9 protein-coding genes are annotated in these 11,236 nt (G+C 65.4%); 1 reads left to right on the top strand and 8 read right to left on the bottom strand.

Going from position 1 to position 11,236, the window contains the following annotated elements; all coding sequences use genetic code 11:
• Window positions 1–3 precede the first annotated feature (3 nt).
• Window positions 4–957: a siderophore-interacting protein gene (locus tag JOY50_RS18900; RefSeq protein WP_138737693.1), complete on the top strand. Its 954-nt coding sequence runs from the start codon at window positions 4–6 to the stop codon at window positions 955–957.
• A 141-nt stretch (window positions 958–1,098) separates the two neighbouring features.
• On the opposite strand, the gene JOY50_RS18895 is transcribed toward JOY50_RS18900, so the two are convergent.
• The 8 genes from JOY50_RS18895 to JOY50_RS18860 all read right to left on the bottom strand — a co-directional run bounded on the left by JOY50_RS18895 (window position 1,099) and on the right by JOY50_RS18860 (window position 11,083).
• Window positions 1,099–2,490, bottom strand: a complete 1,392-nt coding sequence (locus JOY50_RS18895) for an aspartate aminotransferase family protein (protein WP_243055627.1) — start codon at window positions 2,488–2,490, stop codon at window positions 1,099–1,101.
• Window positions 2,491–2,703: 213 nt separating this feature from the next.
• On the bottom strand, window positions 2,704–4,026 hold the full coding sequence (locus tag JOY50_RS18890) for an ATP-binding protein (RefSeq protein WP_132845252.1): 1,323 nt from the start codon (window positions 4,024–4,026) through the stop codon (window positions 2,704–2,706).
• A complete protein-coding gene (locus JOY50_RS18885; RefSeq protein ID WP_028613374.1) occupies window positions 4,023–4,706 on the bottom strand; it encodes a response regulator transcription factor in 684 nt (227 codons plus the stop codon). The genes JOY50_RS18890 and JOY50_RS18885 overlap by 4 nt, the downstream gene beginning before the upstream one ends.
• A gap of 250 nt (window positions 4,707–4,956) precedes the next feature.
• The gene (locus JOY50_RS18880; RefSeq protein ID WP_132845255.1) at window positions 4,957–5,523 is read right to left on the bottom strand and encodes an NTP transferase domain-containing protein; all 567 of its coding nucleotides are present in this window, start codon (window positions 5,521–5,523) and stop codon (window positions 4,957–4,959) included.
• Window positions 5,520–6,491, bottom strand: a complete 972-nt coding sequence (locus JOY50_RS18875) for an XdhC family protein (protein WP_243055626.1) — start codon at window positions 6,489–6,491, stop codon at window positions 5,520–5,522. The genes JOY50_RS18880 and JOY50_RS18875 overlap by 4 nt, the downstream gene beginning before the upstream one ends.
• A 2-nt stretch (window positions 6,492–6,493) precedes the next feature.
• Complete coding sequence (locus JOY50_RS18870) at window positions 6,494–7,720, bottom strand: cytochrome c (RefSeq protein ID WP_132845259.1); 1,227 nt, start codon at window positions 7,718–7,720, stop codon at window positions 6,494–6,496.
• Window positions 7,721–7,722: 2 nt separating this feature from the next.
• Window positions 7,723–8,259 carry a (2Fe-2S)-binding protein gene (locus tag JOY50_RS18865; protein ID WP_243055625.1) on the bottom strand — a complete coding sequence of 179 codons (537 nt, stop codon included), beginning with the start codon at window positions 8,257–8,259 and terminating at the stop codon, window positions 7,723–7,725.
• On the bottom strand, window positions 8,252–11,083 hold the full coding sequence (locus tag JOY50_RS18860) for a xanthine dehydrogenase family protein molybdopterin-binding subunit (RefSeq protein WP_132845264.1): 2,832 nt from the start codon (window positions 11,081–11,083) through the stop codon (window positions 8,252–8,254). The genes JOY50_RS18865 and JOY50_RS18860 overlap by 8 nt, the downstream gene beginning before the upstream one ends.
• Window positions 11,084–11,236: the final 153 nt, after the last annotated feature.

The raw sequence follows: 11,236 nt of genomic DNA, 5'->3' as shown, positions 1-11,236 counted from the left end.
GCGATGCTCTCCACCCTGGCCAACACCCTGCGCAAGCGGGTCACTCAAGCGCTCCCCGGCAAACGCCCCAGCTATCGGATGTTCGATGTCCAGCTGAAGCGGCGGATCGCACTCAGCCCTTCGCTGACCCGGCTGGTGTTCGGCGGCCCGGACATTGCCGAAATGACCACCCTGGCGCCGGACCAGCGCGTCAAGCTGCTGTTTCCCGCGCCCGACGGCTCACCGCCAAACCTGAGGAACGATCTGCACTGGAAGACCGCACACAGCGCCTTGCCGCCAGACCAGCGCCCGCCAATGCGCACCTATACCATCCGCACCTTGCGCCGCGAGGCGCTGGAGGTGGATATCGACTTCGTGCTGCATGGCGTCAACGGCCCTGCTTCGGCCTGGGCCACCCACGCGCAGGTGGGTGACAGCTTGCAGATGGTGGCGCCCAACCTGGCCTATGAGGGTGACAACGGCGGCTATGAATGGAAACCGCCGCAGGGAGTGCGCAACATTCTGCTGGTCGGTGACGAAACCGCGCTGCCGGCCATTGCCGGCATTCTTGAGCAACTGGCCGACGACCAGCCCGAGCTGGCCGTGCAGGCGTTCATCGAGGTACCGCTGGAGGCTGACTGCCTGCCTTTGCGCCATGGCAATGCTAGCCACATTCACTGGTTGCCGCGCGAGTTGCTCAATTGCGAGCATGGCCAGGCCATGCAACAGGCGGTGCGCGAACTGGCCAGCCTGCCGCAGGGGCAAGCCGCGCCGCAGGTAAAGCTGGAAGCGGTGGATATCGACACGCGGATACTGTGGGAGCAGGCCAGTAGCGCCAACAGTGCGTTCCATGCCTGGGTGGCGGGGGAATCGGCGACAGTCATGGATATTCGCCGCTACCTGATCAAGGAACGCGGGCTGCAGCGCGAGTGCCTGACCTTGATGGGCTATTGGCGGGCCGGGCGGACCTTTGATTGACTGGAAATAGCCGGGGGCGCTTTGCGCCCCTTTCGCCGGCAAGCCAGCTCCCACAGGAACAGCGCCGACCAGAAGGCTTACGCTGTAGCTGTGGGAGCTGGCTTGCCGGCGAAAGGGCCGCAAGGCGGCCCCCGCCATGGTTCAGACCGCCGCGATCAATGCCTCGGCAAAACGCTGCGCCACTTCATCGACCTGCTCGCCGCTGATGATCAGTGGCGGCAGGAAGCGCACCACAGCACCATGGCGCCCGCCCAGCTCCAGGATCAGGCCGCGCTTGAGGCACTCACGCTGAACCTTGGCCGCCAGCTCGCGGTTGGCCAGCGGGCAACCCAATGCATCCGTTTTGCCCTGTGGGTCCACCAGTTCGACCCCAAGCATCAAGCCACGCCCGCGCACATCACCCAGTTGCGGATAATCGCGCTGCAACTGCAGCAGGTGCTGGCGCAAGCGCTGCCCCATGGCCTCGGCATGTTCGGCCAGGCGATGCTCGACCAGGTAGTTGATTACCGCCGACCCCGCCGCCATGGCCATCTGGTTGCCACGGAAGGTGCCGGCATGTGCGCCCGGCTTCCAGGTATCCAGCCAGTCGCGGTACACCACCACCGCCAACGGCAGGCTGCCGCCAATGGCCTTGGACAAGGTGACCACGTCCGGCACGATGCCGGCATGCTCGAAGGCAAACATGCGCCCGGTGCGGGCAAAGCCGCTCTGGATCTCGTCGATGATCAGCGCGACACCGGCCTGCTCGGTGATACGGCGCACCCCCCTCAGCCATTCGATATCGGCCGGGATCACCCCACCCTCGCCCTGCACCACCTCGAGGATCACCGCTGCCGGCAGCGGCACACCGCTTTCTGGGTCGAGCAGCAGGTTTTCAAGGTAATGCAGGTTGGCCTTGACCCCAGCTTCGCCGCCCAAGCCGAACGGGCAGCGGTAGTCGTAGGGGTACGGCATGAACTGCACGCCGTTGCCGAGCAAGGCGCCCAGCGGCTGCTTCGGCCCGGTGCTGCCCATCAGGCTCAGCGCGCCCTGGCTCATGCCGTGGTAGGCGCCATGGAAGGCCAGCACCGTGCTGCGGCCGGTGGCCGTGCGCACAAGCTTGAGCGCCGCCTCCACGGCATCGGTGCCGGTCGGGCCGCAGAACTGCACCTTGGCCTCGCGGCGCAGCGCCTCGGGCAGGATACCGAACAGGTCCTGGACGAAGCGGTCCTTGACCGGCGTGGTCAGGTCCAGAGTGTGCAGGGGCAGCTCATCGGCCAGCACACGCTGGATTGCCTCGACCACCACCGGGTGGTTGTGGCCCAACGCGAGCGTACCGGCGCCGGCCAGGCAATCGATGAACTGGCGGCCTTCGACATCCTCCACGTAGATGCCACGGGCGCGTTTGAGCGCCAGCGGAATGCGCCGCGGGTAGCTGCGGGCGTTGGACTCCTGCTGTTGCTGGCGTTGCAGCAGGGGTGATTCGGTAAACTCGTACAAAGGTTGCGACGCGCTGGCCGGTGCAACCTGGGCAAGGCTGGAAGCGGTGGACATGGGTAAATCCTCGCAAGCAAGCGAATGGGCAGTTATCGCTTGGAAAACGCTTGAGTGCCGGGAGGATTTAGCGGTTGTTACTGGATTTTACTTTGCCTGCACCGGCCCTTTCGCGGATAAACCCGCTCCTACAGGAACTGCATAGGGCTGAGGTGCGTACGATCCCTGTGGGAGCGGGCATGCCCGCGAAAGGGCCGGTGCAGACAGTAAAGATCAATGCCCGGATCGCGCCGGTACTTGCAAGAGCACCCGCAACCCATCGCTACGGCTGTCAAAGCGCAGGCTACCCGCACACCGCTGCACGATCGCCTGGACAATCGCCAGCCCCAAACCGCAACCACCACTCTGCCCATTTCGCCAGAAGCGCTCCGTCAAGTGCTCAAGGTCGCCTTCGGCAATCCCTGGCCCGTGGTCGCGGACCATGAAGCCCACCTGGCCGTCAGCCATCTGCACCTCCAGCTCCACCGCCTCGTCGCCGCCATGGCGCAGTGCGTTGTCCAGCAGGTTGCGCAGCGCGGCCACCGCCAACGGTGCGGGCATGCCCAGGTAGATCTGCGTGGCTGCTTCAGGCAGACGTAGCACGATACGGCGGTTGTCACCCCCACCGGCGTCCTGCACGGCCTGGCGGGCCACCTGCTCGGCGCTGCACTGCACGCCATCCTCGAACGACAGGCTGCCTTCCACCCGCGCCAGCATCAGCAATTGCTCCAGCGTGCGGTGCATGCGGTCGGTGCCTTGCTCGGCATGCTCCAGCGCCTGCTCGCGCACGGCGCCATCGGTCATGCGTGCCACCTGCAGGTGGGTTTTGATCGCGGTCAACGGGCTGCGCAATTCATGGGCCGCATCGTCGGTCAGGCGCCGCTCACGCTCGATGGTCTGGGCAATACGCAGGAACAGCTGGTTCTGGGTTTCCAGCAAGGGCTGCAACTCGCTGGGCATACCCGCCACCTGCAACGGCTCGACACTGTCCGCGCGCCTTCGGCGCAAGGCGTCGCGCATGCGGTTGAGGGGTTCCAGGCCTTTGCCCAGGCCGATCCACAACAGGCCCAGGCTGCCGAGCAAGGCCATCAGCACGGGTGCCGAAGCCGCCAGCAGAATCGACTGGTTCAACGCCTCGCGCTCCATGTGCCGGTCAGCCGTGGTGATGCGCACATCGCCGTGGTTGTAGGTGAAGGTGCGCCAAAGCGCATCGTCGATGGTCTGGTCACGGAAGCCACTGCGCTCGTCGTCCATGGCCCCATCGTGTTTGTGGTTGCTGGCGAGGATCTCGCCACGCAGCGAACTGACCTGGCAGGCCATGCCGTCCGGCACACTGAACTGGTCGGCGGAAAAGTGCGCCTCCCCGCCCTTGGCGGTCAGCGGTTGTGGCAACTGGTCGATCAGCCCGGCGACCATGCGCGCCGATGCCACCAGGCGCTGGTCGAGGGAAAACATCATCTGCTGGCGCAGGTCACGCAGCATCCACGCGGCAGCCAGTACCCAGATGATCACGAAAGCACTGCCCAGGATCAGGCTCAGGCGTACCCGCAGGCTCATGATGCGGCCTCCTCCGGTGCCTGCGCGGGGCCCAGCCGGTAACCCAGGCCACGCACGGTCTCGACGATGCCGTTGCCCAACTTGCGCCGCAGGTGGTGGATATGCACGTTCAGGGCGTTGCTTTCGACTTCGTCGCTGAAGCCGTACACGCAGTCTTTCAGTTGCTCGCTGGACAGCACCCGCCCGGGGTTCTGCAGCAGCGCCTGGAGCAAGGCCTGCTCACGGCGGGACAGGTCGACCGCTTGGCCGGCCAGGGTCGCCTCGCAGCTGCTCGGGTCATAGCGCAACGGCCCGTGCTCGATCACGTTCACCGCCCGCCCGGCCACCCGCCGCAGCAGGGTGTGCAGGCGAGCGGCCAGCTCGCGCAGGTCGAACGGCTTGAGCAGGTAGTCGTCGGCGCCGGCCTGCAGGCCATCGACGCGGTCGGTGACGGCATCGCGGGCAGTGAGCACCAGCACTGGCAGGTCTACCCCCTGCTGGCGCAGGCGGCGCAGCAGTTTGAGGCCGTCTTCGTCGGGTAGGCCGAGGTCGAGGATCATCACGTCGAACTGCGCGGCCTGCAGCATCGCCCGCGCATCGGCGGCGTTGCCCACCCGGTCCACGGTCAGGCCCTGGGCGGTAAGGCCGGCGCAGATGCCGGCGGCGATCAGGTCGTCGTCCTCGCAGAGCAGAACGTGCATGGTGGGGCTCCCGGAATGGTATGGCTGGCATTGCACCTTGGGCGGATTAAGGGGGCATTATGGACCTTTGGCGGGAGTTGGGGGACGGCCAGTTGGTAAAGGTCGCCAGGCCAGCGCGATCCTGTGTAGGAGCGGCCTTGTGTCGCGAAAGGGGTGCGAAGCACCCCCGGGATCTTCGCAACCCTTCAAGATTGCCGGGGCCGCTTTGCGGCCCTTTCGCGACGCAAGGCCGCTCCTACAAAGGGCCGCGTCAACCGGTCAGAACTTGCGGTGTGTCCACATCCAGCAGCACCGCCGCATCCTCCAGTTCGATTACCACACAACTGCCCTGGTTGGCCTGTACCACCGCCCGCGCCCCTTCATCGCCGGACAATTGCCCCAGCGCAGGCCAGAAATCACGCCCGAAAATCACCGGATGCCCCTGCTGCCCCGCATGGCGTGGCAACACGATGGTGGAAGCCGAGGCCGCCGCGGCCAGCTGACGCAAGGTCGCCGACTCGATCCACGGCATGTCACCCAGCAAAATCGCCACTGCCTGGGCCGGGCTGTCGAGCAAAGACCGAGCGCCGGCGGCCAGGCTATGCCCCATGCCTGACGCAGCTTCGGGGCTGATGATTACCCGGCAATCACCTGGCAAGCCAAAATCCTCCCCCCGTTCACCCTCGCGCAACACCACACGCACGTCATCGAACACCGCTCGGGCCCGCCCCACGCTGTGCGCCAGCAGGCTGCGGCCATCGGCCAGGGTCGCCCGGCGCTTGTCGGAACCGAAACGCGTACCGCGCCCTGCCGCCAGCACCAGGGCGACCACGCTCACAGCGCCACCCGCGCAATGCCGTTGCGCACCCGCAGGATATCGGCCAACACTGCCAGAGCGATCTCGGCCGGGGTCTTGGCGCCCAGGTTGAGGCCGATCGGGGCATGGATACGGCCCAACTCGACTGCACCCAGGCCGCCGATGCGCTGCAAGCGCTCGCGGCGCTTGTCGGAGGTCACACGGGAGCCCATCACGCCAATATAGAAGGCCTCGGTGCGCACCGCTTCAAGCATCGCCAGGTCGTCGATCTTCGGGTCATGGGTCAATGCCACCACCGCCGTGTCGGCATGGCAACCACCCTGGTGGATAAACTCCGACGGCAACTCGCGGCGCACTTCGATACCGTCTAACCGCACGCCGTCCAGCACTTCGTCCCGCGGCTCGCAAAGGATGACCTCAAACCCCATGGCTTTGCCGAACTCGGCGCAAAAATGCGCCACGCTGGAATAGCCGGCCAGCAGCAGACGCTGGGCAGCGCCGACACGCAGGCGAACACGGACGTTATCCCGCTCGACGCGTGGCCCCTGACAATGGTCATCGGCCAGCTGGCGGGTACCGTCGGGCAAGCTCACTTCACGCAGCAGCCGACGCTGGCCCAGCAGCGCGCTTTCCAGCTCACGCAAGTGCGCCTGCACCTCGCACTCGGCCGGCAGGTTCTCCACCAGCACTTCAAGCACGCCGCCACACGGCAAGCGGATGCTCGAACGCGAGTCGCTGCCATCGCCGTAACGCACGATGGCAACCGGCTCAGGGAATTCACCCAGGGCCACGCGTTCGAGGAAATCGTCTTCGACACAGCCACCGGACAGCGACCCCAGCCATTGGCCGCTGGCATTGACAGCCAGCAGCGAGCCCGGCGCGCGAGGCGCCGAGCCGTAGGTGGCGAGCACCGTGCATAACCACACCCGCTGACCGTTGCACGACCACTGCAAGGCCCGGCGAACCACCTGTAGATCGAGATGCTGCACGTTTACTCCACCTTCAGCTCGGCGAGCTGCTGTACGTTCAGGTCACCGGGCAATCCACCCCAGGCCTGGCGCAGGTAGTTGACCATATCCGTCACCTGTTGGTCATCGAGCTTGTCGGCAAAGCCCGGCATCGGCTGCATGCGCTCGAAGCCGGTGAACTGCTGTTCACGGATGCCTTCGAGGATGACCTTGACCAGGTTGCGCGAGTCATCCTGGCGCAGCACGGTGTTGCCTTGCATGGCCACGGCGATGTGCGGCTTGCCCTCGCCGTCGACTCCATGGCAACCGGCGCAGACGTTCAGGTACTGCTGGTGGCCGCGCTTGGCGCTGTCGCTCATCTGTTCCAGGGCAACCGCCTGGATGGCCTTTGCCGGCGGTGGCTGGTCGCCCAGCAGGTAGGTGGCCATGGCCGCCAGGTCTGCGTCTTCCAGGTGCTGGGTGCTGTGGTGCACCACCGGGAACATCTCGTTGAACATGCTGCCCTGGGCACTGATGCCGTGCTTGAGGAAGGTGGTCAGGTCCGGCTGTGTCCAGCCGCGTTCGGCCAGGTCCTGGGCCAGCAGGCTCGGCGCCAGGTAGCCGCCAAGCAGGCCACCGATCAGGCGCTGGTCCTGCTGCAGCGCGCCGATGGGGTTGCGCGGGGTATGGCATTCGCCGCAATGGCCCATGACCTCGACCATGTACTGGCCACGCTGCCAGGCCGGGCTTTTGCCTTCGGTTGGCTGCAGCTGCACGCTCTTGCCATACAACATGTTCCAGCCGCTCAGCCCCATGCGCACGTTGAACGGGAAGCGCAACGCGGTCTGTGGCGCCGGGCGATTGATCGGCGGGATAGTCATCAGATAGGCGAGGATCGCGTCCGAATCTTCACGCTTGATCAGGTGGTAGGAGGTGTAAGGCATCGCAGGATAAAGGTTGGCGCCGTCCTTGCGCTTGCCCTCAGTGACTGCGGCGAAGAACTCGTCGGCGCTGTAGTTGCCGATGCCGTACTGTTTGTCCGGGGTGATGTTGCTGCCATAAATGGTGCCGAATGGTGAATGGATCGGCAAGCCGCCGGCATACGGCGCGCCGCCTTCAGCGGTATGGCAGGCCATGCAATCGGCCGCGCGTGCCAGGTACTCACCGCGCTTGACCTGAGCCTCGTCGGCCGCTTGGGCAACCGAGCTGACGGCCAGGGCCATTGAGCTGACGGCCAAGGCCAATGCCAGTGCGTTACGAACGAAGCCCATGCTCACCCCTCCTTGACCAGGCCAAGATCGTTGAGCACCTTGCGGGTGGCGTCGTAATAACGCACGTAGCCGGTGCAGCGGCAGATGTGGTGCCCGAGGCTGGCCTCGATGCGGGCTTCCACTTCGCTCTTCTTCAATGGCTGGCGCTGGGCGGTTTCCACCAGCACGGTAGCGGCGTTGACAAAGCCCGGCGCGCAGTAGCTGCACTGGAAGGCGAACAGGTCGACGAACTTCTGCTGGATCGGGTTCAGCGTGAGGTTACCGGCCTCGTCCGGTTTGGCGTGGCCCTCGATGGTGCGTACCTTCTTGCCCTCAAAGTAGTGGGCGCCGGTGATGCAGGTGCGCACTTCTTCGCTGGTGCCGTCGGGGTTGTCGACGATCACCACACAGGCATGGCAGATCCCCTGGCCACAGCCCAGGCGCGAGCCGGTGAGGTTCTGGTGTTCGTGCAGGTATTCGATCATCGCCAGGTCAGCAGGGACCTCGACCGGGCCGACCGGTTGACCGTTGAGGGTCAGTTGCAGTGGACGGTTAGCCATTGAGGGCCTCCTTGATACGGGCTGGGGTGATGGGAAGGTCGCGCACGCGCTTGCCGATGGCATGGGCAACGGCATTGCCGATGGCCCCAACGACCGGGATCATCACCACTTCGGCGATGCCCTTGGACGGGTCGGTCGGTGACAGCGGCGGGAGGATTTCGCTGGTCTGCTGCCACACCGCCACGTCGCGCGCATGCGGCAGGCGGTAGCGGTTGAAGTTCCAGTCGCCCTCCCCGGGCCCGCCCTCGTACATCGGCATTTCTTCGGTCAGCGCGTGGCCGATGCCCATGGCGATACCGCCCTCAAGCTGGCCCTTGACCAGCTCCGGTACCAACACTCGGCCGCACTCGACCCAGCTGTGGTGGTTGAGCACCTGCACTTCATGGGTGCCCTTGTTGACCTTGACTTCAACGATGGTCGCCACCGGGCTGTAGTAGGTAACCATGGCGTTGTTCAGCTGGGTGTCGGGATAGGCGGCGTTCTGCCGGTCGAGCAGGTGGTAACCGTGGCTGTTCATCTGCGCCTTCTTGGCGTTCACCGCGCCATCGCCGTATTTCACCGCCACGGCGTCGAGCGGGAAGCGCTCGCGCACGCCGTCGATGACGAAGTCAGCCTCGGCCCAGCTCCAGCGGTTGAAACCGTGCACACTGGCGCCGGTGACCAGGCCCATGTCGTGGGCCTTCTGTGCCAGCTGGGCAAACGGGATCGGCTGCAGGCCGTTACCGGTCAGCTCGCCGTTGACCCACACCGCGTTCTCGCGGCGCACCACCAGCGGGTTGGCCTGGCCGCCATGCGGGCCCTGGCGCCAGATGGCCATGGCCGCCGGCCACAGGCCGTGGTTGAACAGCACGCGCGCCGCTTCGCGGGTGGCATGGCTGAAGTAGAAGGCCGAGTTGGTTGCCGACGATGGCGATGCCAACTTGCCGACCCATCGCGGGTTGCGCAGCGCGGCGTCCTGCTCGGGCTGGCTGATCAGGTACGGGTTGCCGCTGGTGCTCAGTTGCAGCTCTGGCCATTGGGTGACCGCAGTCCTGACCTCGTCAGCCGAGCGGCCCAGGAAGTCGCTGACTACCAGGGCCTGGGAGGTAGACATGCCGGTGCCCAGCTCGGTGCCGATGTGGCGCAGGCTGATGCGGCCGTCGCGGCTGAACTCGATGCTGGCCATCGGTGCCTCGGAGCCGGTGCCGAAGTCCTTCTGGCAAATCGCAAAGCCCACGCCGTACCAGTGGTCCTGGTCTTGCGCATCCATCTGCTGCTTGCGTGCGTCGCGGTTGCGCCACCAGTCGTGCACGGCGGCCTTGTCGAGAATCTCGTACAGACGCAGCGCGCCCGCCGGGACCGCGCCCTGGGTGTTCTTCATGCCCGATTTCAGCGCGTTGGCGCGGCGCAGGTCGATGGCATCGACGCCCAGACGGCCGGCGATTTCATCCACCATCATTTCGGTGGCCGCCATGCTCTGCAAGGTGCCGTAGCCGCGCATGGAGCCGGCCTCGACACCGCGGGAATGGTAGGCGGTAACCGACAGGTCGTTCTGCGGCATGTAATAGATCGACTGCGCAGCAGTGGCGCCTACCGCTGCCACCGACGGGCTGTAGTTGATGCGCCCGCCGCCGTCGCAGCTCATGTCGGCGCGGAAGATCTTGAAGCTGTTGTCCTTCTTGTCGACGGCCAGCTGGTAGCGGATATCGAAGGCATGGCGCTTGATGCCGCTCTGGAACTGCTCGTAACGGTCGTTGGCCAGGCGGATCGGCACGCCGGCGCCATACAGCGCGGCCACGGCGGCGTAGAAGACGAAGATGTTGTTGTCTTTCGAGCCGTAGCCCACGGTGTAGCCCGGGTGCATGTTCAGCGTGTTCAGGGCGAAACGCGACGGCTTGATCATGTGCACGCATTCCTGCGCCACTTCGAACGGGCACTGGGTGGCAACCACAAAGTGCAGCGTGCCGCTGGCCGGGTCGTACCAGCCGTTGCCGTTGTCCGGCTCCAGCGCGGCGGGTTCGATGGACGGCGTCTTGTAGCGCTCATCGAACACCAGCCAGTCCTCGGGCGGGTTGTCCAGCTGCTGGGCCATGCGATTGGCGTAGAACAGCCCCTGCTCGGTCAGGTCGCCGTGCTGGTTGGGCTGCTTCGACCACACCGGCTTGCGGTTGAGAATGCTCGGGAACAGCATGGAATTCTTCAGGCTGGAGAACTCATCGTCGTCGAACGGCGTGGCACCGCCCACCCGCACGAAGCGGAAGCTGCCGTACGGGTCGCGCTGGTACAGCGGCGCTTGGGCGCCGTAACGGATCGCTTGTTCGTTGAACTGCAGCTTGCGCTTGGCCTGGCGGAAGCGCTCGAAGTCGTGCCAGATCAGGATCGCCACCGGGTGACCGATGAACATTGGCACCTTGCCCGGCGGCAGCAGCGGGTCGGGCGAGTGCGCCTCGGGCCAGGCAATGCCGTCTTTCTCGAGGTCGGCGGCGGTAACGATACGGTCCGGCTGCAGCTCGGCACCGAGCAGGCTGAGGTCGTGACCGGCATAGATACGGTCGGCTTTGGTCGCCTTGAGCAGCAGCGCATGGCCCTGCTGCGTGGGCCAGCCGGGCATGTCCTTGGCGCGGATATCGCGGGCGAACACCTTGTCGCCGCACACCTTGGACAGGGCATCGTTACGAAAGCGCGCCTTGCCGTCATGGTTCATCCACTTCTGCGGCGAGGTGGTGACGCGGTCCTCCATCAGGGCGGCGAATGCCTGGCTGCCGAGTGGCGCCATGGTCACGCCGACACCAGCTATCAGCCCGCCTTGCAAGAAGGCGCGCCGGGAAATATCACGGTTGGACATGCTTGATCCTCTGGGCAGTTGGGGGGCCTGCCCTATTTTGATTCTAGTGCTAGCGGGGAAAAGCTGACTTGTACGTCAACTTTACAGCAAGTGATTGGGAATAGGCAAAGTCAAGCCGACAATATGTCGCGGTGTGTCTGGGGTGATGGGGGG

Origin of the sequence: Pseudomonas sp. BP01, assembly GCF_022760795.1 — a bacterium.
GTDB classification, from domain to species: domain Bacteria; phylum Pseudomonadota; class Gammaproteobacteria; order Pseudomonadales; family Pseudomonadaceae; genus Aquipseudomonas; species Aquipseudomonas putida_Q.
Note: the sequence above shows the minus strand (reverse complement) of the source record. Positions and strands in the feature narration are given on the sequence as shown.